Source organism: Pseudomonas sp. SMV7 (assembly GCF_052041995.1).
Taxonomy (GTDB): Bacteria; Pseudomonadota; Gammaproteobacteria; order Pseudomonadales; family Pseudomonadaceae; genus Aquipseudomonas.
In genome coordinates this window covers 21,891-46,770 of sequence record NZ_JBKGGT010000020.1, presented here as the reverse complement: position 1 = coordinate 46,770, position 24,880 = coordinate 21,891, and the positions used below count along the sequence as shown (strand labels likewise).

18 protein-coding genes are annotated in these 24,880 nt (G+C 64.2%); 9 read left to right on the top strand and 9 right to left on the bottom strand.

What is annotated here, in order from left to right:
• Positions 1 to 28 precede the first annotated feature (28 nt).
• The 4 genes from ACLEJP_RS21120 to ACLEJP_RS21105 form a co-directional block, all read right to left on the bottom strand.
• Positions 29 to 1,405, bottom strand: coding sequence for a purine-cytosine permease family protein (locus ACLEJP_RS21120; protein WP_440809519.1), 1,377 nt, complete (start codon positions 1,403 to 1,405; stop codon positions 29 to 31).
• A gap of 78 nt (positions 1,406 to 1,483) precedes the next feature.
• Positions 1,484 to 2,359, bottom strand: a complete 876-nt coding sequence (locus ACLEJP_RS21115) for a carboxylate/amino acid/amine transporter (protein ID WP_440809516.1) — start codon at positions 2,357 to 2,359, stop codon at positions 1,484 to 1,486.
• Positions 2,360 to 2,681: 322 nt separating this feature from the next.
• Complete coding sequence (locus ACLEJP_RS21110; protein WP_440809513.1) at positions 2,682 to 3,281, bottom strand: FMN-dependent NADH-azoreductase; 600 nt, start codon at positions 3,279 to 3,281, stop codon at positions 2,682 to 2,684.
• Between the two features lie 109 nt (positions 3,282 to 3,390).
• Positions 3,391 to 3,705 carry a hypothetical protein gene (locus ACLEJP_RS21105; RefSeq protein ID WP_012051530.1) on the bottom strand — a complete coding sequence of 105 codons (315 nt, stop codon included), beginning with the start codon at positions 3,703 to 3,705 and terminating at the stop codon, positions 3,391 to 3,393.
• Between the two features lie 48 nt (positions 3,706 to 3,753).
• Between ACLEJP_RS21105 and ACLEJP_RS21100 the strand changes: the two genes are divergently transcribed.
• The 4 genes from ACLEJP_RS21100 to ACLEJP_RS21085 all read left to right on the top strand — a co-directional run bounded on the left by ACLEJP_RS21100 (position 3,754) and on the right by ACLEJP_RS21085 (position 7,949).
• Positions 3,754 to 4,677, top strand: coding sequence for a LysR family transcriptional regulator (locus tag ACLEJP_RS21100; protein WP_170031319.1), 924 nt, complete (start codon positions 3,754 to 3,756; stop codon positions 4,675 to 4,677).
• Positions 4,678 to 4,690: 13 nt separating this feature from the next.
• Positions 4,691 to 5,503, top strand: coding sequence for an alpha/beta fold hydrolase (locus tag ACLEJP_RS21095; RefSeq protein ID WP_440809510.1), 813 nt, complete (start codon positions 4,691 to 4,693; stop codon positions 5,501 to 5,503).
• Positions 5,497 to 6,054, top strand: coding sequence for a peptidylprolyl isomerase (locus ACLEJP_RS21090; RefSeq protein ID WP_440809507.1), 558 nt, complete (start codon positions 5,497 to 5,499; stop codon positions 6,052 to 6,054). The genes ACLEJP_RS21095 and ACLEJP_RS21090 overlap by 7 nt, the downstream gene beginning before the upstream one ends.
• A 62-nt stretch (positions 6,055 to 6,116) precedes the next feature.
• Positions 6,117 to 7,949 (top strand): ABC transporter ATP-binding protein, encoded by a 1,833-nt coding sequence (locus ACLEJP_RS21085; RefSeq protein WP_440809504.1) that lies wholly within the window; start codon positions 6,117 to 6,119, stop codon positions 7,947 to 7,949.
• Between the two features lie 125 nt (positions 7,950 to 8,074).
• On the opposite strand, the gene ACLEJP_RS21080 is transcribed toward ACLEJP_RS21085, so the two are convergent.
• Positions 8,075 to 9,202, bottom strand: coding sequence for a GNAT family N-acetyltransferase (locus tag ACLEJP_RS21080; RefSeq protein WP_440809626.1), 1,128 nt, complete (start codon positions 9,200 to 9,202; stop codon positions 8,075 to 8,077).
• A 262-nt stretch (positions 9,203 to 9,464) separates the two neighbouring features.
• Between ACLEJP_RS21080 and ACLEJP_RS21075 the strand changes: the two genes are divergently transcribed.
• The gene (locus tag ACLEJP_RS21075; protein WP_440809501.1) at positions 9,465 to 10,709 is read left to right on the top strand and encodes a putative porin; all 1,245 of its coding nucleotides are present in this window, start codon (positions 9,465 to 9,467) and stop codon (positions 10,707 to 10,709) included.
• 199 nt (positions 10,710 to 10,908) lie between these two features.
• Here the strand turns inward: ACLEJP_RS21075 and ACLEJP_RS21070 are convergent, their stop codons facing one another.
• Both ACLEJP_RS21070 and hrpA read right to left on the bottom strand, forming a co-directional pair.
• Positions 10,909 to 12,030, bottom strand: a complete 1,122-nt coding sequence (locus ACLEJP_RS21070; RefSeq protein WP_440809498.1) for a beta-ketoacyl-ACP synthase III — start codon at positions 12,028 to 12,030, stop codon at positions 10,909 to 10,911.
• Positions 12,031 to 12,217: 187 nt separating this feature from the next.
• Positions 12,218 to 16,123, bottom strand: coding sequence for an ATP-dependent RNA helicase HrpA (gene hrpA, locus ACLEJP_RS21065; RefSeq protein ID WP_440809495.1), 3,906 nt, complete (start codon positions 16,121 to 16,123; stop codon positions 12,218 to 12,220).
• Positions 16,124 to 16,656: 533 nt separating this feature from the next.
• Between hrpA and ACLEJP_RS21060 the strand changes: the two genes are divergently transcribed.
• On the top strand, positions 16,657 to 18,021 hold the full coding sequence (locus tag ACLEJP_RS21060; protein WP_440809624.1) for a glutamine synthetase family protein: 1,365 nt from the start codon (positions 16,657 to 16,659) through the stop codon (positions 18,019 to 18,021).
• 23 nt (positions 18,022 to 18,044) lie between these two features.
• Positions 18,045 to 19,352, top strand: a complete 1,308-nt coding sequence (locus ACLEJP_RS21055; RefSeq protein ID WP_440809492.1) for an NAD(P)/FAD-dependent oxidoreductase — start codon at positions 18,045 to 18,047, stop codon at positions 19,350 to 19,352.
• Positions 19,353 to 19,455: 103 nt separating this feature from the next.
• On the opposite strand, the gene fadD1 is transcribed toward ACLEJP_RS21055, so the two are convergent.
• Together fadD1 and fadD2 are read right to left on the bottom strand one after the other, a co-directional pair.
• Positions 19,456 to 21,153, bottom strand: coding sequence for a long-chain-fatty-acid--CoA ligase FadD1 (gene fadD1 / locus ACLEJP_RS21050; protein WP_289131031.1), 1,698 nt, complete (start codon positions 21,151 to 21,153; stop codon positions 19,456 to 19,458).
• 359 nt (positions 21,154 to 21,512) lie between these two features.
• Positions 21,513 to 23,201 carry a long-chain-fatty-acid--CoA ligase FadD2 gene (fadD2, locus tag ACLEJP_RS21045; RefSeq protein ID WP_225778779.1) on the bottom strand — a complete coding sequence of 563 codons (1,689 nt, stop codon included), beginning with the start codon at positions 23,199 to 23,201 and terminating at the stop codon, positions 21,513 to 21,515.
• A gap of 219 nt (positions 23,202 to 23,420) precedes the next feature.
• On the opposite strand from fadD2, the gene ACLEJP_RS21040 reads away from it, so the two are divergent.
• Entirely contained in the window at positions 23,421 to 24,365 is a 945-nt protein-coding gene (locus ACLEJP_RS21040; protein ID WP_440809488.1) for a lysophospholipase, read from the top strand.
• Between the two features lie 34 nt (positions 24,366 to 24,399).
• Complete coding sequence (locus ACLEJP_RS21035) at positions 24,400 to 24,870, top strand: MaoC family dehydratase (protein ID WP_440809485.1); 471 nt, start codon at positions 24,400 to 24,402, stop codon at positions 24,868 to 24,870.
• Positions 24,871 to 24,880 lie beyond the last annotated feature (10 nt).

Genomic DNA, 24,880 nt, shown 5'->3' with positions numbered 1-24,880 from the left:
TGCAGCCCCTGCCCTTTTCAAGGCCGCATCAGGGAAGCACATTCCTTGTTGCCAACAGTGGCTTGTTCTCACGGCCATGGACCATGCAATACAACGCCCCAGCCAGGATCAACCCCATCGCCCAGCTAATGTCCGCCCCCAGCCACTCAGCCACGAAGCCCGTATAGAACGACAGCTTCATGAACGGGATGGTACCGATGATCGACACCGCATACACCGCCAGGCTCCGCCGATTGAAGCAGCCGTAACGCCCCTTGGCGTCATACAGCGCCCCAACATCATAGTCGCCACGGCACACCCAGTAGTAATCCACCAGGTTGATCGCGCTCCATGGGATCAGCAGGTACAGCTGGCCGATCAGGATGTCGGCAAAGAACGTATCGAAATTGTACTGGGTGGCGATGGCGATCACCGTTGCCGCTGCGGTCAGGCCGGCCATTACCAGGGCCTTGGCCGTCGCAGTCACGCGGCGGATGGTCTTGAACGCGCCAAAGATCGTGACCGACGACATGTAGGCGCTGTACAGGCACAGGACGTTGTACTGGATCACCCCCAGCGCGATCACTGCCAGCGCCAACGGCGCCCACGGGCCAAACAGGGCGGCGATGGCTGTGGCCGGGTCATGGCCCAGTGCCGAGGGCAGTTCCACCGCCACCAGCGCGCCCAGTGCCATCATGGCGAAGGAGCCCAGCGCACAACCGCAGTAGGTGGCCCAGAACGTCGCGCGCGGGTTGACGTTGGCCGGGAGGTAACGCGAGTAGTCGGCCACATAGGGGCCATAGCCCAGCGTCCACGAGGCCGACTGGGCCACGATCAGGTTGAATGCGGTGAACGAAAAGCCGGTACTCACCGCCGTCGTGGTCGCCATGTCGCCAGGGTGCAGCAGGATCAGCACCAGGGCGCCGACGAACACCAGCGTGGACAACAGGCTCATCCAGGCCCCCAGGCGGTGGATGAGTTCGTAGCCGACAAAGCCGATGACAAAGGTCAGTACCCCGACCACCACGATGGCCTGGTCATCGCTCATCGGCACCAGGGCCTGCAGGGCATTGCGCATCAGCACGCCGCTGGCGGCGAGGAACAGGACGGCGGCGGTGACCATCACCAACAGCGGAAGCGCCGCACCGTGGACGCCGAACTGGGCCCGGCTCTGGATCATCTGTGGCACGCCCAGGTGCGGGCCCTGGGCAGAGTGCGCGGCCATGAACACGGTGCCGATCAGGTTGCCGACCAACAGGCCGAGCAAGGTCCAGCCCAGGCTCAGCCCCGAGGCGACGCCCAAGGTGCCGACCATCAGGGCGGTGATCTGGAAGTTGGAGCTGAACCAGATGGTGAACAACCGTTTGGGCGTACCATAACGCTCAGCGTGTGGGACAAATTCGATACTTCGCGTTTCTAGCTTCACGCCGGTCTCCGGTTTTTATTTTTTTGATTATCGGGTAGCCACCGACGGCTTTCGCGTTCAGTAACGAACGCGTCATAGCTAGCTGCGCCATGCCTTGCCCGATAGCGGCAGGCTACCCAGGCGGCTCATCCACACCGACGCCAGGATCACCGCCCCGCCGAGCAACAGCCGGCCCAATGGCTCGTGCTGGTTCCAGATCAGCAGGTTCAGCAGCAACCCAACCGGCACATGCAGGTTGTTCATCACCGCCAGCGTCGCGCCGGAAACCAGGCAGGCGCCCTTGTTCCACCAGTACAGGCCTAGTGCCGTCGGGCACAGGCCGAGGAACAGCAACACCAGCCACTGCACGTCGGTGCTCGGCAGGTGCTGGGCGTTGCCGAACAGCAGGAACGCTGGCAACACCACGATCAGCGCGCCCAGGTAGAAGTAGCCAAAGCGCTTGTAGTGCGGCAGGTCACTGGGGTGGCGTGCGACCAGGTGGCGGTACAGCACCTGGCCGGCGGCGTAGGTGAAGTTGGCCAGTTGCAGCAGCAGGAAGCCGATGAAGAACTCGCCGCTGATGGTATCGAAGCGGATCACCGCAGCACCGGCCACCGCCACCAGCGCTGCCGCCAGGGCCCAGGGGTTGAAGCGGCGGTTCATGGCATCTTCGATCAGGGTCACGTGCAATGGCGTGAGGATGGTGAACAGCAGCACCTCCGGGACGGTAAGCACGCGGAAGCTGAGGTACAGGCAGACGTAGGTGATGCCGTACTGCAGCGCGCCGATCAGCAGCATCGAGCGCATGAAGCGCGGTTCGACCTGGCGCCAGCGGGTCAGTGGCAGGAACACCAGGCCAGCCAGCACCACGCGCGCGAGCACGGCGAAGTAGCTGTCGACGTGCCCGGCCAGGTACTCGCCGATCAGGCTGAAGGAAAACGCCTGGATCAGCGCGACGATTATCAGGTAGCCCATGGGTGCCTCTCGGGGATCAAGGGCGCGACCTTAGCGGGTTGCGGGGGATGAGTTCAACCATGAGCAATGTAAGGACGGCAGCGCACGCGGTCTTTGTAGGAGCGGCCTTGTGTCGCGAAAGGGGTGCGAAGCAGCCCCAGGATCTCAGCACAGCAGCACAAATCGCCGGGGCTGCTTCGCAGCCCTTTCGCGACACAAGGCCGCTCCTACACAGAGCCACAGCAGAGCGCATGTGCACAGACATAAAAAAGCCCGGCCAATGGCCGGGCAGGTACACCCAAAGGAGCAAAACCAGGTGTCAGGGTTGGGAATTCGTTGCGCCTCAGGCCACCGCTGCCAGCCGGGCCTTGGCCTGGTTCACGCCTTTCTCGTGGAACTCGCCGCTCATGTTCAGGCCTTCGGCGTGGATGAAGTCGACCTCGTGAATACCGATGAAGGCCATGACCTGGCGCAGGTACGGTTCCTGGTGGTCGCTGCTGGCGCCGGCGTGGATGCCGCCACGGGCCGTCAGGACAATGGCACGCTTGCCAGTCAGCAAGCCCTGTGGGCCGGTGGGGGTGTACTTGAAGGTGATGCCGGCACGCAGCACGTGGTCCAGCCAGGCCTTCAGCGTGCTGGGGATGGTGAAGTTGTACATCGGCGCAGCCATCACCAGCACGTCGGCGGCGAGCAGTTCTTCGGTCAGCTCGTTGGAGCGGGCCAGGGCCTCCAGCTCGGCGGCACTGCGCTGCTCTTCGGGTTTCATCCAGCCACCCAGCAGGTTGGCGTCCAGGTGCGGCACCGGGTTCACCGCCAGGTCACGCACGCTGATCTGGTCGGCCGGGTGGGCGGCCTGCCATTGCTGGATGAAATCACCGGTCAGCTGGCGGGAAACGGAATCCTGCTGGCGGGCGCTGCTTTCGATGATCAGTACGCGGGACATGGGGTGCCTCCATCGGCAAAAAGGGTTGCGATTCGATGGAGGGGAGATTAAGGCTTGACCTATCGATAAAAAAGCGTAAAAAGTGGGTTCAATCAATCGATTTATCAGTTTATTCCGCGCTGCAGTTCAAGGCGATCCGCAGCTTGATGATCTGCCGGTTGAACTTGGCGGTGACATCGACGCTTTTACCGGCCGGTACGTTTACCCGCCGCACCCGTGGTGCCTCCGGGCCATTGCGGAAGGTGACCTTGCAGGCTGCCGGCACTTGCCCATAGTTGTTCAGGGTGATGGCGCCAATGTCGTAAGCCGTGTCGTAGGCGGTGTAGTCGAGCTTGACCCCGGTCAGTTCCTTCTCCACATCGATGGGATAAGCCATGGCCCCGAGGGGCAGGCACATCAGTATTGCCGCACAACATTTCTTCATGGGCCGCTCTCCTTGAAAGAGCGCAGCTTAGGACAACAGGAGCGAAACATGAAAGCGCCGCGCGTAACCCTTGACCAGTGGCGAACCCTGCAGGCAGTGGTCGATCACGGCGGGTTTGCCCAGGCCGCCGAGGCACTGCACCGCTCACAGTCGTCGGTCAGCTACACCGTGGCGCGCATGCAGGAGCAACTGGGCGTGCCGCTGCTGCGTATCGATGGCCGCAAGGCCGTGCTCACCGAGGCCGGCAATGTGCTGCTGCGCCGCTCGCGCCACCTGGTCAAGCAGGCCAGCCAGCTCGAAGACCTCGCCCACCACATGGAACAGGGCTGGGAGGCCGAGGTGCGCCTGGTGGTCGACGCCGCCTACCCCAGCGCCCGCCTGGTGCGCGCCCTGGCTGCGTTCATGCCGCAGAGCCGTGGCTGCCGGGTGCGCCTGCGTGAAGAAGTACTGTCCGGGGTCGAGGAAGTAATGCACGAAGGCATCGCCGACCTGGCCATCAGCAGCTACAGCATCGGCGGCTACCTGGGTGCCGAACTGAGCGCGGTGGAGTTCGTCGCCGTCGCCCACCCGGAACACAGCCTGCACCGCCTGGGCCGCGAGCTCACCTTCCAGGACCTGGAAAGCCAGTTGCAGGTGGTGATCCGCGACTCCGGCCGCGCCCAGCCGCGCGACGTCGGCTGGCTCGGTGCCGAACAGCGCTGGACGGTCGGCAGCCTGGGCACCGCCGCCACCTTCGTCAGCAGTGGCCTGGGCTTTGCCTGGCTGCCCCGGCACATGATCGAGCGCGAGCTGCGCGAAGGCGTGCTCAAGCCATTGCCGCTGGACCAGGGTGGCAGCCGCCACCCACTGTTCTACCTTTATTCCAGCAAAGAGAAGACCCTGGGCCCGGCGACGCAGATCCTCATCGACCTGCTGCGCAATTTCGACACCGCGCCACTGGACGTGCCCTTCGCAGCCCCCGCACAAGCCTGAGAGGACCGCGCCCATGGCCTATTTCGAACACGAAGGATGCGCACTGCATTACCAGGTTCATGGCCACGGCCAACCGCTGGTGCTGTTGCATGGCCTGGGCTCCAGCTGCCAGGACTGGGAGATGCAGGTGCCGGCACTCAGCCGCCACTACCAGGTCATCCTGATGGACATTCGCGGCCATGGCCGTTCCGACAAGCCCCGCGACGGCTACCAGATCGCCACCTTCAGTGCCGACCTGCTGGCCCTGCTCGAACACCTGCATACCGGCCCGGTGCACTTCGTCGGCCTGTCCATGGGCGGCATGGTCGGCTTCCAGTTCGCCGTCGACCATCCGCAATGGCTGCGCAGCCTGTGCATAGTCAACAGCGCCCCCGAGGTCAAGCGCCGCACCCGCAGTGACTGGGCCTGGTGGTTGAAGCGCTGGGGCCTGGCGCGCCTGCTCAGTGTCGAGACCGTCGGCAAGGGCCTGGCCGAACGGCTGTTCCCCAAGCCCGAGCAGGCCGAACTGCGTCAGGAAATGGCCAGGCGCTGGGCACGCAACGACAAACGCGCCTACCTCAAGAGCTTCGACGCCATCGTCGACTGGGGCGTGCAGGAACGCATCGGGCAGATTCACTGTCCTACCCTGGTGATCGCCGCCGACCACGATTACACGCCGATACAACTGAAACAACGCTACGTCGCCCTGATGCCCCACGCCAGGCTGGTGGTCATCGACGATTCCCGGCACGCTACGCCCCTCGACCAACCCGAGGTCTTCAACCAGACCCTGCTGCAATTCCTTGCAGCCGCTTCCACCTCTCAAGGATCTTTGAGCCCATGCTGAAAAAACTTCTGCTCACCGCCTGCTCGGTCGCCTTCGCCACAAGCATCATGGCCTCCGACAAGACCCCGCACGTCGTGCTGGACACCAGCTTCGGCTTGGTTGAAATCGAGCTGAATGCCGAGAAGGCGCCGATCAGTACCAAGAACTTCCTCAGCTATGTCGACAGCGGCTTCTACAACAACACCATCTTCCACCGCGTGATCCCGGGCTTCATGGTCCAGGGCGGCGGCTTCACCGAGCAGATGGTGCAGAAACCCACCAAGGACCCGATCAGGAACGAAGCCAGCAACGGCCTGCAGAACACCCGCGGCACCCTGTCGATGGCGCGCACCTCGGACCCGAACTCGGCCACCAGCCAGTTCTTCATCAACGTTGCCGACAACGACTTCCTCAACCCGGGCCGTGACGCCGGTTATGCCGTGTTCGGCAAGGTGACCAAGGGTATGGAAGTGGTCGACAAGATCGTCAAATCGCCGACCACCATCAAGAAAGGCATGGGCGATGTACCGGCCGACCCGGTGTACATCAAGTCGGCCAAGCGCATCGACTGACCACAGGCTGCACAGGGATGTGAAACCGCCTGGGGTCGGATGGAACAGGAGTGTCGTCACCCATGCTGTACCGCCGTTTCGAACAACTGATCGACATTTTTCGCGACGCGCCGAGCGAAGCGCCCCCCAGCCGGGTATGGCCGTTCTACCTGTATTACCTGCGCCAGGTCTGGCCGAGCTTCCTGGCCCTGCTGGTGGTCGGCCTGTTCGCCTCGCTGATCGAGGTGGCGATGTTCAGCTACCTCAGCCGCATCATCGACCTGGCCCAGGGCACGCCCAACGCCAACTTCTTCAGTGAGCACAGTGGCGAGCTGGTCTGGATGCTGGTGGTGATCCTGCTGCTGCGGCCGTTGTTCTTCGGCCTGCACGACCTGCTGGTGCACCAGACCATCACCCCCGGCATGACCAGCCTGATCCGCTGGCAGAACCACACCTACGTGCTCAAGCAGAGCCTGAACTTCTTCCAGAGCGACTTCGCCGGGCGTATCGCCCAGCGCATCATGCAGACCGGCAACTCGCTGCGCGACTCCGCCGTGCAGGCGGTGGATGCGCTATGGCATGTGCTGATCTACGCCATCACTTCGCTGGTGCTGTTCGCCGAAGCCGACTGGCGCCTGATGCTGCCCCTGCTGCTGTGGATCGTCGGCTATATCGCCGCGCTGTTCTACTTCGTGCCCAGGGTGAAGGAACGTTCGGTCGTTTCCTCCGACGCGCGCTCCAAGCTGATGGGCCGTATCGTCGATGGCTACACCAACATCGCCACCCTCAAGCTGTTCGCCCACACCGACCACGAACAGCAATACGCCCGTGAAGCAATCCGCGAACAGACCGAGAAAACCCAGCTGGCGGCGCGCGTGGTCACCAGCATGGACGTGGTCATCACCACCCTCAACGGCCTGCTGGTGGTCACCACCACAGGCCTGGCCCTGTGGCTGTGGAGCCAGTCGCTGATCACGGTCGGCGCCATCGCCCTCGCCACCGGCCTGGTGATCCGCATCGTCAACATGTCGGGCTGGATCATGTGGGTGGTCAACGGCATCTTCGAGAACATCGGCATGGTCCAGGACGGCCTGCAGACCATCGCCCAGCCGGTTACCGTCACCGACCCGCCCGACGCACCGGCGCTGCGGGTCAGCCGCGGCGCGGTACGCTTCGATGACGTGGATTTCCACTATGGCCAGGCGGCCAACGTGATCGAAGGGCTGAACCTGGACATTCGCCCGGGCGAGAAGATCGGCCTGATCGGGCCGTCCGGGGCGGGCAAGTCGACCCTGGTCAACCTGCTGCTGCGGCTGTACGACGTGCAGGGCGGGCGCATCCTCATCGACGGCCAGGACATCGCCCAGGTCAGCCAGGCCAGCCTGCGCGCGCAGATTGGCATGATCACCCAGGACACCTCGCTGCTGCACCGCTCGATTCGCGACAACCTGCTGTACGGCCGCCCGGGTGCCAGCGAGGCCGAATTGCTCGAAGCGGTGCGCCGGGCGCGGGCTGACGAGTTCATCCCGCAGCTGTCGGATGCACTGGGCCGCACCGGCTTCGATGCCCACGTGGGCGAGCGTGGGGTCAAGCTGTCGGGCGGGCAGCGCCAGCGCATCGCCATTGCCCGGGTGCTGTTGAAGAATGCACCGATCCTGATCATGGACGAGGCGACCTCGGCGCTGGACTCGGAAGTCGAGGCCGCCATCCAGGAAAGCCTGGAGACGCTGATGCAGGGCAAGACGGTGATCGCCATTGCCCACCGGCTGTCGACCATCGCGCGGATGGACCGGCTGGTGGTGCTGGACCAGGGGCGGATCGTCGAGAGTGGCAGCCACAGTGAACTGCTCGCGCAGCAAGGCCTGTATGCCCGCTTGTGGCATCACCAGACCGGGGGCTTTGTCGGGGTCGACTGACTCCTGCACCGGCCTCTTCGCGGGTAAACTCGCTCCCACAGGGACCGCACAAATTTCATGGTCTGTGCAGTACCTGTGGGAGCGGGTTCATCCGCGAAATGGCCGGCACAGGCAATATGAATGGATCAGTCCCGGCGATAGGGCAGCAGCCCCCGGGCCTCCTCGGCATACGCCCGCACCCCTTCCCGCTCCTGCGCCAGGAAATCTTCCACCGCCCGGCGCAGCCCTGGGTGCAGCAGGTAGTGCCACGACCGCGTCAGCACCGGTTCGAACCCGCGTATCAGCTTGTGCTCGCCCTGTGCTCCGGCATCGAAACGCTGCAGGCCCTCGGCGATGGCAAAGTCCATGCCCTGGTAGAAACAGGTCTCGAAATGCAGCCGGTCGAACTCATCCAGGCAGCCCCAGTAACGCCCGAACAAGCTGTCGCCGCCGACCAGGCTCAAGGCCATCGCCACGTCCCGCCCGGCTTGCCGCGCCATCACCACGCGCAGTGCCTCGGGCATGCGCTCGGCCAGCAAGCTGAAGAACTCGCGCGTCAGGTAAGGCGCACGCCGGCGCACTGCGTAGGTGTTGGCGTAGCAGCGGTAGACGAAGTCCCACTGCGCCTGGTCCAGCTCCGCGCCGTGGTACCAGCGAAAATCGATGCCCTGCCCGGCTACCTGCTCACGCTCCTTGCGCATTTGCTTGCGCTTGCGTGAGCTGAGGCTGTCGAGGAAGTCCTGGAAGTCACGGTAGCCATGATTGCGCCAGTGGAATTGGCAACCCAGCCGCTCCATCCAGCCCGGCATCCCGGCCATCTGCGCATCCAGCTGCGGATCGGTGAAGTTGATGTGCGCCCCGGACAACCCGCCCTTGCCCAGGTACTCCGGCAACGCCTGCAGCATCAGCAGGCCGTCGGCAGGGTCGCCGGCCAGCAGGCGCGGCCCGCTGACCGGGCTGAACGGCACGGCACCGAGCAGCTTGGGGTAATAGGCGATGCCGGCCCGCTCACAGGCATCGGCCCAACCATGGTCGAACACGTACTCGCCAAACGAATGCCACTTGCGGTACGCCGGCAGCAGCGCCCGCACCTGCCCGTCACGCTCCAGCACCAGGTGCTCGGCGGCCCAGCCGGTGTTGCGCGCGACGCTGCCGCTGTCCTCCATGGCACTGAGAAAGGCATGGCGCAGGAACGGATGGCCGGGCGGCACCAGGGCATCCCAGGTAGCCGCCGGCAGGTCACGCAGATGAGCAAGGCTGTACAGGCTGGTCACGGTTTCGACTCGCTGTTTCAAGGTACCCAGTATCCCCAAGGAAGGCTCGCCACTCAATTCACCCAGGCCGTGGCGATCCTTTTATTCTCAATTACTTAACCGCAGTGCCACTAATTCGACATTAATCTGTCATTCGCCCCCGCAATACTTGCGCCTGTTTTCCGGAACCCCAGAACCTGTCTATTCAGGCCCTTTCCGAAGACATGCCAATACAGGGGGCGGGCGCCTGAGCTCCCCCATCTTATTCAACAGGGAGAACCTTATGCGTCTTGTTTCTACACTTACCGGAGTGAGCCTCACCGGCATGATGCTGGCTCTGAGTACTCCGGCCAGTGCAGCTGTCGACGCCAAGCTGCTCGAAATGCTCCGCGCCAACGGCTCGATCAACCAGGCGCAGTACAACGAACTGCAGGCAGACCTGGCTCAGGAAACCAAGGAAAAGGCCGCTCAGAAAGCTCAGTCCGACCGGATGAGCTCCTTTGAACAGAAAGTGGCATGGGCCGCCAAGACCCAGGTCAAGGGTGACTTGCGCCTGCGTTACGAAGACGTCAACGTCGACAACCCGAACAGCAGCAGCGGCAACCAGGACCGCCAGCGCGTGCGGGCCCGTGTCGGCTTCTACAGCGAAATCAACCCGCAGGTGGACGCGGGCATCCGTATCGCCACCGGCAGCAGCGCCGACCGCCGCTCGACCAACCAGAGCTTCGACAACTACTTCGACAAGAAGTCGCTGTGGGTCGACCAGGCCTACCTCGACTGGCACCCGACCGCCGTCCCCAACCTGCACCTGATTGGCGGCAAGATGGCACAGCCGTGGGTAAGCATGGGCGACATCATCTGGGATAGCGACATCAACCCGGAAGGCGTGGCCGCTACCTACAAGACCGACCTGGGTGGCGCCGAAGTGTTCGCCAGCGCCGGCCAGTACACGCTCAAGGACAACGTCGATGGCGACGGTGTGCAGTACAAGCATGATGCACAGGTCTATCACGGCCAACTGGGCGCCAGGTTCGCCCCGGCAGACGCGCTCAAGCTGACCGTGGGTGCCAGTATCTATGGCTACGACAACGACAAGGAAGCCACCATCCTGCAGTCGTTCGGCAACACCACCAACGAGTTCAACCTGGTGGAAGGCTTCGGCCAGCTGGACTTCACCGGCTTTGCCATCCCGCTGTCGGCTTACGGCCAGTATGTGAAGAACACCGAAAGCACCGACGGCGAAGACCAGGCCTGGTTGGCGGGCCTGAAAACCAAGGTTGGCGCCTGGAGCCTGGACTACAACTACCGCGACGTGCAGCGTAACGCCGTGGTCAGCCTGTTCACCGACTCGGACTTTGGCAACGGCTTTACCGGTTCGCGCGGGCACAAGTTCAAGGTCGGCTATGAAATCGACAAGAACTTCTCGCTGGGCGCTGCCTACCTGATGGCCAAGACCGACCTGTCGCAATTGCCCAACAGCGATGCCGATGTCGATACCCTGCAGGTCGACCTGGAAGCCAAGTTCTAAGCAACACCGATTGCGCTTCACCTGAAGCGGGAAATGCCGACCCCATCCGGCATTTCCCGCTTTTTTTTGCCTGGCAGAAATGCGCCGGCCTCTTCGCGGGTAAACCCGCTCCCACAGGTACCGTGCAGTGCTCAAAAGCTGTGCCGAACCTGTGGGAGCGGGTTTACCCGCGAAGAGGCCGGAACGGGCGCCCGATGAATCAGCGCTTGCGCAGGATCACGCTACCGATCGAATACCCCGCACCAAACGAGCTCAACACGCCAAGCGAACCCTTGGCTAGGTCATCCTGGTACAGGTGGAAGGCAATCACCGAGCCCGCCGAGCTGGTGTTGGCATAACGGTCGAGAATCACCGGTGCGTCTTCCTCGGCTACCTCACGCCCCAGCAGTTTCTTGACGATCAGCTGGTTCATGCTGAGGTTGGCCTGGTGCAGCCAGAAGCGCTTCACATCGCTCGGCTGCAGCCCGTTTTCCTGCAGGTGTTCACCGATCAGTTCGGCCACCTTCGGGCACACTTCGCGGAACACCTTGCGGCCTTCCTGGATGAACAGTTTGTCCGCTGCACCCTCTCCCTCTTCCGCCGCGCGGTTGAGGAAGCCGAAGTTGTTGCGGATGTTGTTGGAGAACTCGGTCCACAGCTTGCTGCTGACAACCTCGAACTGGTGCGCCGAGGTCGCCTGGTCGGCACGCTCGAGCAGCACTGCTGTAGCGGCATCGCCAAAAATGAAGTGGCTGTCGCGGTCACGGAAGTTCAGGTGCCCGGTGCACACCTCCGGGTTGACCATCAGCACCGCACGGGCCTGGCCCAGGGCCACGCTGTTGGCAGCGGTCTGGATGCCGAAGGTGGCCGATGAGCAGGCCACGTTCATGTCGAAGGCAAACCCCTGGATGCCCAATGCCTGTTGCACTTCGATGGCGATGGCCGGGTACGGACGCTGCAGGTTGGAACAGGCGACGATCACCCCGTCGACATCGGCGGCGCTGCGGCCGGCGCGCTCCAGGGCCTGGCGAGCGGCGGCCACGGCCATTTCGCACAGTACCGATGGCTCGTCATTGGAGCGCTCCGGCAAGCGTGGCTTCATGCGCTGTGGGTCGAGGATGCCGGCCTTGTCCATGACGAAGCGGCTCTTGATGCCTGAGGCCTTTTCGATGAAGGCGGCGTCGGACAACGGCGCCGCTTCGATCTCACCACGCTCGATGGCCGCGGCGTTGTCCTGGTTGAACTGCTGCGCCCAGCTGTTGAAGGAGGCTACCAGTTCTTCGTTGGAGATGCTCTGGGCCGGGGTGTACAGGCCGGTGCCGCTGATCACGACGTTATGCACGGTCGTTCCTCTGGTAAAAGGCCAGCGCCACGGGGCGCGGGCTGGAATATGGCAAGTTAATGGCACTTTAGTGCCAATTCAAAGGCAAAGCTGCTCCCTGGTGTACTGCGCCTGTGGCAGCGGGTTCGCCCGCGGGGGGTCGCAACGCGACCCCAAATTGCCCTAATAGTGCCACAAACAGGGAAGTTTAGCCCTCCACCTGGCTCCACTGTTTGCTCAAACGTTTGTCGGAAATCGGCACCTTGGTGCCCAACTGCTGGGCGAACAGCGATACCCGATATTCTTCCAGCCACCAGCGGTAGACGGTCAGCTGCTCGTCGCGCTTGCCCTCCTGGGCATGCTTGTCGGCACGCGCCTTGTACTGCGCCCACAGGTTGCCCAGCTCGCCGCTCCACACCCGGTCCTTCTGCACCTGCGCGCCCAGCTTCTCCAGGCGCAGCTCCACCGCCTTGAGGTAGCGCGGCAATTCCTTGAACCAGGCTGCGGGGGTTTCGCGCACGAAGCCGGGGTACACCAGGTTGCCCAGCTGTTGCTTGATGTCGTTCAGCGCCACCGCCTGGCTCAGGTCGATCTTGCCCTTGAAACGCTTCTGCAAGCCATGCCACAGCTTCAGCACTTCCAGGGTCTGGCGGGCCAGACGCTCGGCATGTTCGGCCCAGCTGCCGCGCTTGCGTTCCGCCAGCCCGGCCAATGCAGCACCGTCGCGCGGCAGCGGCTGTTCGCCGTCGAGGATGCAGCTGTCCAGGCTGGCCAGCAGAATATCTTCGACCAATGCCTCGACGCGGCCCAGTTCGCGATACAACAGGCCCAGTTCGGTCAGCCCCGGCAGCTTGCCACGCAGGAACTTGGCCGGCTCGGCCAACTGCTGCAGCAGCAGGCGTTGCAAAGCGCGGCGGTGCTGGAACTCGGCTTCGGCCTGGGTCGAGAAACGCCCTTCGCGGACGCTGCCGTTATCTTCCACCAACGCCGGGTACACGGTCATCGACAGGCCAGCAATGTTCTGCTGGGCAGTCTGCTTGACCTCGCTGAAGGCCTTGGCCTGCACCGGCTGTTCGCTGCTGGCGTCGCGCGGCACGGCCAGCGCAGCCTGGCTGGCAGCGGCAAAGCGCGCGGTCAGCTCGGCCAGGTCGCGGCCTTCACCCAGGAACTTGCCCTGCCCATCGACCACTTCGATGTTCATGCGCAGGTGGCCTTCGACCAGGTTGACCGACTCGTCCCAGGCCTCGTCGGGCACCCGCGCACCGGTCATGCGCAGCAGCTCCTGGCCCAGGGCCTGCGGCAGCGCTCCCTGGCCGAAGGTCATGCGCGCCAACGAGGCCTTGACGAAGTCCGGCACCGGCACGAAGTTCTTGCGCAGGGCCTTGGGCAGGTTGCGTACCAACGCCACGCACTTGGCTTCCAGCAGGCCCGGCACCAGCCACTCCAGGCGCTCGCCCGGCAGGCTCGGCAGCAGCGGTGCCGGCACCCGCACGGTCACACCATCACGAGGATGGCCGGGCTCGAAGTGGTAGCTCAGCGGCAGGCGCAGGTCACCCAGCTGCAGGCTGTCGGGGTACTGCGCGGCGGTCACTTCGCTGGCTTCGCGGGCCAGCACGTCCTCCTCGCGCATGATCAGCAGGTTGGCGTCCTTCTGGCTGCCCATGCGGTACCAGCTGTCGAAGGTCGCGGTCTGGTGGATTTCCGCCGGCAGGCGCGCTTCGTAGAAGGCATACAGGGTTTCTTCGTCGGCGAGGATGTCGCGACGGCGCGCCTTGGCCTCCAGTTCGTCGAGCTGTTCGAGCAGGCGCTTGTTGGCCGCCAGGCACTTGGCCCGCGACTGGATTTCGCCGCCGACCAGGCCTTCGCGGATGAACAGCTCGCGCGAGGTGACCGGGTCGATCGGGCCGAAATGCACCGGCCGGCGGCCGACCAGGATCAGGCCGTACAGGGTGATCTGCTCATAGGCCACCACCTGCCCGCGCTTTTTCTCCCAGTGCGGTTCGAAGTGGTTCTTCTTGACCAGGTGGCCGGCCAGCGGCTCGATCCAGTCCGGCTCGATCTTGGCCACCATGCGCGCATACAGCTTGGTGGTCTCGACCAGTTCGGCAGCCATTACCCACTGCGGGCGCTTGCGCCCCAGGCCCGAGGACGGGTGGACCCAGAAGCGTCGCTGGCGCGCCCCCTGGTAGTCGCCCTCCTCGGTCTTCTGGCCGATCTGGCTGAGCAGCCCGCTGAGAATGGCCTTGTGCATTTTCGGGTAGTCGGACGGCTCCTTGTTCACCGTCAACTGCAGGTCGCGGCAGATCAGCGCCAGCTGGCGATGGGCATCGCGCCATTCGCGCAGACGCAGGTAATTGAGGAAGTTCTTGCGGCACCAGTTGCGCAGCGGGTTGGCGGTCAGCGCCTGGCGTTGCTCTTCGAAGCCTCGCCAGAGGTTGACCAGCGCAGCGAAATCGGAGTCCACGTCCTTCCATTGCGCGTGCGCCTGGTCGGCGGCCTGCTGGCGCTCCGGCGGCCGTTCGCGCGGGTCCTGCACCGACAGCGCGCTGGTCACGATCAGCACTTCCTGCAGGCTGCCCAGGCGCGCGCCTTCGAGCAGCATGCGGCCCAGCCGCGGGTCGATCGGCAGGCGCGCCAACTGGCGGCCGATCGGGGTCAGCTGGTTCTCGCGGTTGACCGCCGACAGCTCCTGCAGCAGGTTGAAACCGTCGCTGATGGCCTTGCCATCCGGCGGCTCGATGAACGGGAAGGCATCGATCGCCCCCAGGCGCAGGTGGAGCATCTGCAGGATCACCGCCGCCAGGTTGGTGCGCAGGATCTCCGGGTCGGTGAACGCCGGCCGGCTGTTGAAATCCTCTTCGCTGTACAGACGCACGCAGATGCCCGGTTCGACCCGGCCACAGCGGCCTTTACGCTGGTTGGCACTGGCCTGCGACACGGCCTCGATCGGCAGGCGCTGGACCTTGGCGCGGTAGCTGTAGCGGCTGATGCGGGCGGTGCCGGTGTCGATCACGTAACGGATGCCCGGCACGGTCAGCGAGGTTTCCGCGACGTTGGTGGCCAGTACTACGCGACGCCCGCTGTGCGGCTGGAAGATGCGCTGCTGCTCGGCCGGCGACAGGCGTGCGTACAGCGGCAGGATCTCGGTATGGCGCAGTTGCGCCTTGCGCAGGATCTCGGCGGCATCGCGGATTTCCCGCTCGCCCGGCAGGAAGATCAGCACGTCGCCCGGCCCCTTGCCGAGGCTGCGCTCGTGCTGCGCCAGCTCGTCCAGGGTAGCGAGGATGGCCTGGTCGACGGTGAGGTCGTCCTCGATCTGGTTGCCTTCTTCGTCCTGCTCGCTGGTCAGCGGGCGGTACCAGGTTTCCACCGGGAAGGTGCGCCCGGACACCTCGATGATCGGCGCACCGTCGAAGTGCCTGGAGAACCGCTCCAGGTCGATGGTCGCCGAGGTGATGATCAGCTTCAGGTCGGGGCGGCGGTGCAGCAGGGTCTTCAGGTAGCCGAGCAGGAAGTCGATGTTCAGGCTGCGTTCGTGGGCTTCGTCGACGATGATCGTGTCGTAGCGTTCGAGAAAGCGGTCGTGCTGGGTTTCGGCCAGCAGGATACCGTCGGTCATCAGCTTGACCAGGGTGTTGGCGTCGCTCTGGTCCTCGAAGCGCACCTGGTAGCCGACCAACCCGCCCAGCGGCGTGCCCAGCTCTTCGGCGACCCGCGCCGCCACACTGCGCGCGGCGATCCGGCGTGGCTGGGTGTGGGCGATCATGCCATGGCTGCCACGGCCCAGTTCCAGGCAGATCTTCGGCAACTGGGTGGTCTTGCCGGAACCGGTTTCGCCGGCAATCACCAGCACCTGGTGTTCGGCCAGGGCCTTCTTGATTTCGTCACGCTTGGCGGCGATCGGCAGGCTGTCGTCGTAGCGCACGGTAGGCACGCTCTGCTGGCGCGCGGTGACCTGGGCGCAGGAGGCCTGGACCTTCTCCACCCATTGCGCCAGCTTCGCCTCGTCGGGGCGCTTGCGCAGTTCGTGCAATTGCCGGCGCAGGCGATGGCGGTCGGCGAGCATGGCGTGGTCGAGGTTTTGCAGCAGTTTGTCGATGGCGTGGTCAGTCATGGGGCTTTTGAGTGATGCAGGTGAGCCTGCTTTTTCATGATCGGCATTCGAAGGATGCGCGATTGTCGCAGATTTGCCGGTTTTCTGCTGCCTGTGCCGGCCTATTCGCGGGCTTGCCCGCTCCCACAGGATTGCATCAAGGCTGAATGTTGCGCGGTCCCTGTGGGAGCGGGCGAGCCCGCGAATAGGCCGGCACAGGCAGCCAAATGTTTAACCTAGTGCGATGTAAAGGTTGCCATTCACTGCTTTAATCAACCTTAGCCCGCATGTGAGTATCCAAGGCATGACTCCCGTCCAGCCCATCGCCCCACCCTCGCCCCGCCCTTCGCTGCCGAAGGCCAGGCGCCGTGCCGGTGAGAATCCGCTGGTCCACATCATCCTCGCCTTCTGGGCCCTGTGGCACTGCCGTCACGCCCGCCCACCGGATGGCTCGCGCACGCCTTCATGACCGAACCCGGACTTGGTCCGGCCGTTTGACTCGACTGGGCCGCCTGCCTGTGCGGTGGCCCCGTGCGCCCATGAGCGAATCCATCATGCACTTTGCACCTGTAGAGCAGGCCAGGCGTTTCCTGGCCGACAACCCCGATATCGAGCTGTTCGAACTGTTCATCCTCGACGCCAACGGCGTCCCGCGCGGCAAGCTGCTGCACCGCGACGAGCTGCTGGCCGTGTACCAGAGCGGCCGGCCGCTGCCCAGCACCATCCTTGGCCTGACCCTGAACGGCGACGATGTGGAAAACTCTGGCCTGGTGTGGGACGTGGGCGATATCGACTGCCGCGCCTACCCATTGGAAGGCAGCCTGGTGCGCCTGCCCTGGCGGCGGGTGCCGACTGCCGCGGTACAGGTGAGCATGCACCCGAGCGAAGGCCTGCCCGCCAGTATCGCCGACCCACGCCATGTGCTGCTGCGCACCATCGACGCGCTGAAGGCCGACGGCTACCACCCGGTGATGGCCTGCGAACTGGAGTTCTACCTGCTCGACCAGCAGCGTGACGCCCTGGGCCGTCCGCAACCGGCGCTGGACAACGATGGCGGCCGCCCACGCAGCACCCAGGTCTATGGCCTGCGCGAACTGGAGCAGATCGAGCCGTTCCTCGCCGACCTCTACGCCGCCTGCAAGGCCCAGGGCATCCCGGCCCGCACGGCGATCTCGGAATATGCCCCCGGCCAGGTGGAAATCACCCTCGAGCACGGCGACGCGCTGCAGGCGATGGACCAGGCCGTGCGCTACAAACGCCTGGTAAAAGGTGTGGCCCATGCCCACGGCATGCAGGCCTGCTTCATGGCCAAGCCGTTCGCGCACCTGGCCGGCACCGGCATGCACATGCACCTGAGCCTGGCCGACGACGCCGGCACCAACCTGTTCGCCAGCGACGACAAGGCCGGCACCCCGCTGCTGCGCCAGGCCGTGGCCGGCATGTTGCACCACCTGCGCGACTCGCTGTTGCTGTTCTGCCCCAATGCCAACTCGTTCCGCCGCTTCCAGGCCAACAGCTACGCGCCACTGGCGCCCACCTGGGGCGTGGACAACCGCACCGTGAGCCTGCGCGTACCGGGTGGCCCGGCCAACAGCCGGCATGTGGAGCACCGCATCTGCGGCGCCGACGCCAACCCCTACCTGGCAGCAGCGGCGATCCTCGCCGCCAGCCACCGCGGCATCCGCGAACAACTTGACCCTGGCGCGCCGGTGGAAGGCAACGGCTATGCCCAGGCCAGCGAACACCTGCCCACCGACTGGCTGACCGCGCTCGATGCCCTGCAGCATTCCGGCTGGGCCCGCGAGGCCTTTGGCGAGGCATTCCTGGGCGTATACCTGAAGGTCAAGCGCGCCGAGTACCGCCAGTTCATGGCCGAAGTCAGCGAACAGGACTGGCGCTGGTACCTGCACCAGGCCTGAGCCCCGAACAACAAGGAACACCCATGAATGCAGCATTGAACCAAGGCCCGGCGCAGCGCGCGCCGTCCTACTACAGCGCCACCCTCAACGACCACACCGAGTATCCGCAGCTCAAAGGCACGGTGCAGGTGGACGTGGCGATCATCGGCGGCGGCTTCACCGGCGTGGCCACGGCGGTGGAACTGGCCGAGCGTGGCCTGAAGGTGGCCATCGTCGAAACCAACCGCATTGGCTGGGGCGCCAGCGGGCGCAATGGCGGCCAGGTCACGGGCAGCCTGTCGGGCGACGAAGCCATGCGCACGCAGATGCGCAACCGCCTGGGGGCCGAAGTCGACGATTTCATCTGGCATCTGCGCTGGCGCGGGCACCAGCTGATCGAACAGCGCGTGGCGCGCTATGGCATCGACTGCGACCTCAAGCGCGGCCACCTGCATGCGGCGATGAAACCCGCGCACATGGATGAGCTGCGCGCATTCGAGGCCGAGGCCCGGCGCCGCGGCATGGGCGAGCAGGTGCAGTTGCTGGACCGCAACGGCGTCGCTGAACACCTGCAGAGCCCGCTGTACCTGGGCGCGTTGAAGAACCTGCGCAACCTGCACCTGCACCCGCTCAACCTGTGCCTGGGCGAAGCCCGCGCCGCCCATGGCCTGGGGGCGCTGATCTTCGAGAACTCCGAGGTGCTGGACATCGTCCACGGCCCGCGCCCGGCCGTGGTCACTGCCCACGGTCGGGTCGAGGCGCGCCAGGTGATGCTGGCCGGCGACGTGTATCACAAGCTGGAGAAACGCCAGCTCAAGGGCAAGATCTTCCCGGCCATGGGCGGCATCGTCACCACCGCACCGCTGGGGCAGCTGGCCGAGCAGATCAACCCGCAGGACCTGGCGGTCTACGACTGCCGCTTCGTCCTCGACTACTACCGCCTGACCGCAGACAAGCGCCTGCTGTTTGGCGGTGGCGCGAACTATTCCGGCCGTGACTCACGCGACATCGAGGGCGAACTGCGCCCGTGCATCGAACGCACCTTCCCGGCGTTGAAGGGCGTGCCGATCGAGTTCCAGTGGAGTTGCGCGATGGGCATCGTGGTCAACCGTATCCCGCAGCTGGGCAAGCTGTCGGACAACGTGTGGTATTGCCAGGGCTATTCGGGGCACGGCATTGCCACCAGCCACATCATGGGCGAGATCATGGCCGAGGCGTTGACCGGGACGCTGGAGAAGTTCGACACCTTTGCCCAGTGCCGGCATGTGCGGGTGCCGATGGGCGATTTGCTGGGGAATCCGCTGTTGGCGGCCGGGATGTGGTACTACCAGATGCTGGAAAAACTGCGCTGAAGCATTCGCGGGCACGCCCGCTCCCACAGGTACCACGCAGCCCTCTGACTCGGCGCAATACCTGTGGGAGCGGGCGTGCCCGCGAATGCTTCAGCAAGGTCGATCAGGCGATCTTCTTCAAGCCCTGCTTCTTCAGCTCTTCGTCACGCAACTCACGGCGCAGGATCTTGCCCACGTTGGTCGTCGGCAGCGCGTCGCGGAACTCGATCTGGCGCGGTACCTTGTAGCCGGTAACGTTGGCGCGCATGTGCTCCATTACCTGCTCCTTGGTCACGGTCATGCCCGGCTTGACCACGACGAACACCTTGATCACCTCGCCCGACTTCTCGTCCGGCACACCGATGGCCGCGCACTGCAATACGCCCGGCAGAGCCGCCAGCACATCTTCCAGTTCGTTGGGGTACACATTGAAACCCGAAACCAGGATCATGTCCTTCTTGCGGTCAACGATGCGCATGTAGCCGTCCGGCTGGATCACTGCGATATCGCCGGTCTTCAGCCAGCCCTCACTGTCGAGGATCTCGGCCGTGGCGTCCTCGCGCTGCCAGTAGCCCTTCATCACCTGCGGGCCCTTGATGCACAGCTCGCCCACCTCGCCCAACGGCAGTTCGTGGCCCGCGTCATCGATCACCTTGCACAGGGTCGAGGGTACCGGGATACCGATAGTGCCGACCTGGTTGGCTTCCGACGGGTTCACTGCGGCCACCGGGCTGGTCTCGGTCATGCCGTAACCTTCGCAGATGGCGCAGCCGGTCACGGTTTTCCAGCGTTCGGCCACGCTCAGTTGCAGGGCCATGCCGCCGGACAGGGTGATCTTCAGCGCGGAGAAGTCCAAGGCACGGAAGGCCTCGTTGTTGCACAGGGCAACGAACAGCGTGTTGAGGCCGACGAAACCGCTGAACTTCCACTTGCCCAGCTCCTTGACCATTGCCGGCAGGTCACGCGGGTTGCTGATCAGCACGTTGTGGTTACCGATCAGCATCATTGCCATGCAATGGAAGGTAAAGGCGTAGATGTGGTACAGCGGCAACGGCGTGATGAGGATTTCGCAACCTTCGTGCAGGTTCGCGCCCATCAGCGCCCGGCACTGCAGCATGTTGGCCACCAGGTTGCGGTGGGTCAGCATCGCGCCCTTGGCCACGCCGGTGGTGCCACCGGTGTACTGCAGCACCGCCACGTCGTTGGCCTGCGGGTTGGCCTCGGTCACCGGCTGGCCCTTGCCCAGCGCCAGTGCGTCGTTGAAGCGTACGGCACGCGGCAGGTGGTAGGCCGGCACCATCTTCTTCACGTACTTGATCACGCTGTTGATCAGCAGGCGCTTGAGTGGCGGCAGCAGGTCGGCCACTTCGGTGACGATGACATGCCTGACCTGGGTCTTGGGCACCACCTTCTCAGCCAGGTGGGCCATGTTGGCCAGGCACACCAGGGCCTTGGCCCCGGAGTCGTTGAACTGGTGTTCCATCTCCCGCGCGGTGTACAGCGGGTTGGTGTTGACCACGACCAGCCCGGCGCGCATGGCGCCGAACACCGCTACCGGGTATTGCAGGACATTGGGCAGCTGCACGGCAATGCGGTCACCCGGCTTGAGGTCGGTATGCTGTTGCAGCCAGGCGGCAAACGCCCCGGACAGCGCATAGAGCTCGCCATAGGTGATAGTCTTGCCCAGGTTGCTAAAGGCCGGTTTGTCGGCAAAGCGTTGGCAGGATTGCTTGAGTACCGCCTGGATATTGGGGAATTCGTCAGGATTGATTTCCGCCGTAATCCCGGCTGGGTACTTATCCTTCCAAAAATGTTCGATCATGGAAGCCCACTCCTTCAGCAACAGCGAAGTTCGATTCACGCGTCGATGCGCTTATTATTGATATGGGATGACGGCTCGTTGCAAACCGGATCATCTGAAAGCGGGCCGAGAGTAACAGCTTTACCTGGGGTCGCCTAGGGGCCAAAGCGGGCCTTACGGTCACAAAAATGACTCAATGAACAATACAAGTCATTTTTAGAGTATTTAGCCAAGATGTCGCAGATCGGGCTATAAATAGCCTGTTAGAGCGCTTTCACGGCATTCGCGGGCTTGCCCGCTCCCACAGGGGCCTCACAGTCCTTGGAATGCTGTGCAGTACCTGCGGGAGCGGGCGAGCCCGCGAACAAGCCAACCTGGTATCAAGCTATATCACGCAACTCCCGCCGCAGAATCTTGCCCACCGGCGTCATCGGCAACGAGTCGCGCAACACGATGTGCTTGGGCACCTTGTAGCCAGTGAAGTTGGCCTTGCAGTACGCCTTCAGTTCATCCACGCTCAGCCCGCCCTCGCGCGGCACCACGAACAGCTTCACCGCCTCGCCGGAATGCTCGTCCGGCACGCCGATGGCTGCGCAGTTGGCTACCTTGGGGTGGCCCATGACCACGTCCTCGATCTCGTTGGGGTACACGTTGAACCCGGAGACGATGATCATGTCCTTCTTGCGGTCGACGATGCGGGTGAAGCCGTCCGGGTCGATCACCGCAATATCGCCGGTCCTGAACCAGCCGTCTGCGTCCAGGGCCTGCGCCGTGGCCTCGGGCTGCTGCCAATAGCCCTTCATCACCTGCGGGCCCTTGATGCAAAGCTCGCCGCGCTCGCCCAGCGGCAGCTCGTTGCCGTCATCGTCGATCACCTTGAAGGCGGTGCCCACCACCGGGATGCCCACCGTGCCCAGGCGCGCCAGCTGGCCATAGGGGTTGGTGCTGGCCACCGGCGAGGTTTCGGTCAGGCCGTAGCCTTCGACGATGCGGCAGCCGGTCAGGCTTTCCCAGCGCTCGGCAGTGGCCTTGACCAGCGCGGTGCCGCCCGAGTTGGTGACCTTCAGCGCCGAGAAGTCGAGCTGGCGGAAGCCCGGGTGGTTCATCAGCGCGACGAACAGGGTATTCAGGCCCAGCAGGGCCGTGAACCGCCACTTGCCCAGCTCCTTGATGAAGCCGGGAATATCCCGCGGGTTGGTGATCAGCACGTTGTGGTTGCCGGTCACCATCATGCACATGCAGTTCGCGGTAAAGGCATAGATGTGGTACAGCGGCAGCGGTGCGATCATCACTTCCTGGCCTTCCTTGATCAGCTTCTGCCCGTCCGGCCCGTGCTGCGAGAAACAGGCCAGCACCTGCAGCATGTTGGCCACCAGGTTGCCGTGAGTGAGCATGGCGCCCTTGGCCAGCCCCGTGGTGCCGCCGGTGTATTGCAGCACGGCAATGTCGCCCAGGCTCAGCGGCACCGGCTTGGCGGACAATTCGCGGCCCTGGCGCAACACCTGTTTGAACGACACCGCCTGCGGCAGCCGGTAGGCCGGGACCATTTTCTTCAGCTTGTCGACCACGGTGTTGACCAACCAGCCCTTGGCAGCGGGCAGCAGGTCACCCATCTTCGCCTCGATCAGGTACTCGATGCCGGTATCGGGCAGCACTTCCTGCACGCGCCTGCCGAACATGTTCAGGTACACCAGCGCACGCGCGCCGCTGTCCTTGAACTGGTGGCGCATCTCGCGTTCGGTGTACAGCGGGTTGGTGTTGACCACGATCAGGCCCGCACGCAGGGCGCCGAACACCGCGATGGGGTACTGCAGCACGTTGGGCAACTGCACCGCGATGCGGTCACCCGGCTTGAGGTCGGTATGCTGCTGCAACCAGGCGGCGAAGGCCGCCGAATGGCGCTCCAGGTCCGCGTAGCTGAGGGTCACGCCCAGGTTGCTGAAGGCCGGGCGGTCGGCAAAGCGCTTGCAGGAGCGCTCGAACACCTCGATGACCGAGGCGTAGGCATTGATGTCAATGGTGGAAGGCACGCCCGCCGGGCGCTTGTCGTTCCAGAATTCGGCTTGCATTTATTATTGTTCCTCTGCCGGGACCCACTGTGTGTCCTGTCATCCTTTTACCTGCCCGCCCGAAAGCGAAAAGGCGTTGAACCGACGTTAGCAGGTAAGCCCAAGGTGGCATATACGCCAAGTGCCGCCATTAACATTGTGAATCTTATTTGTGCCCTTCCTGCAATCCGGCCGGTTGTGCATACACTGTTCGGGTAACCGTGCGCACAAGGACCCGCCATGCCTCACGACGCCTTCTGGCTGCCTGCCAGCGAGCACTGCAGCCTGTACGTACACCAATGGCTGCCGGCCTCGCCGGTCAAGGCCGTGGTGCTGCTGGCCCACGGCATGGCCGAGCATGCCGGGCGCTACCAGCCGCTGGGCCAGGCTTTGAGCGAGGCGGGCTTTGCCCTGTTCGGCGCCGACCAGCGCGGCCATGGGCGCACCGCCGAACTGGGCAGCCTCGGCCTGTTCGCCCGCCAGCATGGCTGGAATGCCGTGGTCAACGACCTTGGCCTGCTGGCCCAGCACATCGGCCAGCAGTACCCGTGCACACCGCTGTTCCTGTTCGGCCACAGCATGGGCAGCTACATCGCCCAGGCCTACCTGCTGCACCACAGCGGCAGCCTGCATGGGGCGATCCTCAGTGGCTCCAACTACCAACCGGCGATGCTGTACCGTGTGGCGCGGCTGATTGCCCGGCTGGAAGCCTGGCGCCAGGGGCCGCTGGGCAAGAGCGCGCTGATCGAATGGTTGTCGTTCGGCTCGTTCAACAAGGCCTTCAAGCCCAACCGCACGGCATTCGACTGGCTCAGCCGCGACCCGGCGCAGGTCGACCTGTACGTCAACGACCCGTTGTGCGGCTTCCGCTGCAGCAACCAATTGTGGCTCGACTTGCTGCAAGGCTTGGCGCAGATCAGCCAGCCGGGTAACCTCGCGCAGATCGATCCGAACCTGCCGCTGCTGGTGATCGGCGGTGAATGTGATCCGGTCAGTGCCGGCAAGCGTCTCACCCACCTGGCCGACGCCCTGCGCGCGACCGGCAATCGACATGTACAGCTGCGCGTCTACCCCGAGGCGCGGCATGAAGTGCTCAACGAACTCAATCGAGACGAGGTCACTGGCGATATTCTCGCCTGGCTCGAACAGGCGCTGGCCCTTGGCCGGCCTGCCCGCAGCGAATGATAGGCGCCCTCGCCCGCCCTTTAAGGAAGCCCCGATGACCCAGGTCACCAACACGCCCTACGAAGCCCTCGAAGTCGGCCAGAAGGCCGAATACAAGAAGTCCGTTGCAGAACGTGATATCCAGCTGTTCGCCGCGATGTCCGGTGACCACAACCCGGTGCACCTGGATGCCGAATTCGCCGCCAAAAGCATGTTCCGCGAGCGCATCGCCCACGGCATGTTCAGCGGCGCGCTGATCAGCGCCGCCGTGGCCTGCACCTTGCCTGGCCCTGGCACCATCTACCTGGGCCAGAAAATGAGCTTCCAGAAGCCGGTGAAGATTGGTGACAGCCTGACCGTGCGCCTGGAAATTCTCGAGAAACTGCCCAAGTTCAAGGTGCGTATCGCCACCAATGTGTACAACCAGAACGATGAGCTGGTGGTCGAGGGTGAAGCCGAGATCCTGGCGCCGCGCAAACAGCAGACCGTGGAACTGGTGTCGCCGCCGAACTTCGTGGCGAGCTGAAGCCTGCTGT

Excerpts from the sequence above, each read along its gene's own strand:
- ACLEJP_RS21115 (WP_440809516.1), bottom strand. The coding sequence starts at position 2,359 with ATGGGCTACCTGATAATCGTCGCGCTGATCCAGGCGTTTTCCTTCAGC.
- ACLEJP_RS21110 (WP_440809513.1), bottom strand. The coding sequence starts at position 3,281 with ATGTCCCGCGTACTGATCATCGAAAGCAGCGCCCGCCAGCAGGATTCC.
- ACLEJP_RS21105 (WP_012051530.1), bottom strand. The coding sequence starts at position 3,705 with ATGAAGAAATGTTGTGCGGCAATACTGATGTGCCTGCCCCTCGGGGCC.
- ACLEJP_RS21100 (WP_170031319.1), top strand. The coding sequence starts at position 3,754 with ATGAAAGCGCCGCGCGTAACCCTTGACCAGTGGCGAACCCTGCAGGCA.
- ACLEJP_RS21095 (WP_440809510.1), top strand. The coding sequence starts at position 4,691 with ATGGCCTATTTCGAACACGAAGGATGCGCACTGCATTACCAGGTTCAT.
- ACLEJP_RS21090 (WP_440809507.1), top strand. The coding sequence starts at position 5,497 with ATGCTGAAAAAACTTCTGCTCACCGCCTGCTCGGTCGCCTTCGCCACA.
- ACLEJP_RS21085 (WP_440809504.1), top strand. The coding sequence starts at position 6,117 with ATGCTGTACCGCCGTTTCGAACAACTGATCGACATTTTTCGCGACGCG.
- ACLEJP_RS21075 (WP_440809501.1), top strand. The coding sequence starts at position 9,465 with ATGCGTCTTGTTTCTACACTTACCGGAGTGAGCCTCACCGGCATGATG.
- hrpA (WP_440809495.1), bottom strand. The coding sequence starts at position 16,123 with ATGACTGACCACGCCATCGACAAACTGCTGCAAAACCTCGACCACGCC.
- ACLEJP_RS21060 (WP_440809624.1), top strand. The coding sequence starts at position 16,657 with ATGCACTTTGCACCTGTAGAGCAGGCCAGGCGTTTCCTGGCCGACAAC.
- ACLEJP_RS21055 (WP_440809492.1), top strand. The coding sequence starts at position 18,045 with ATGAATGCAGCATTGAACCAAGGCCCGGCGCAGCGCGCGCCGTCCTAC.
- fadD1 (WP_289131031.1), bottom strand. The coding sequence starts at position 21,153 with ATGATCGAACATTTTTGGAAGGATAAGTACCCAGCCGGGATTACGGCG.
- fadD2 (WP_225778779.1), bottom strand. The coding sequence starts at position 23,201 with ATGCAAGCCGAATTCTGGAACGACAAGCGCCCGGCGGGCGTGCCTTCC.
- ACLEJP_RS21040 (WP_440809488.1), top strand. The coding sequence starts at position 23,421 with ATGCCTCACGACGCCTTCTGGCTGCCTGCCAGCGAGCACTGCAGCCTG.
- ACLEJP_RS21035 (WP_440809485.1), top strand. The coding sequence starts at position 24,400 with ATGACCCAGGTCACCAACACGCCCTACGAAGCCCTCGAAGTCGGCCAG.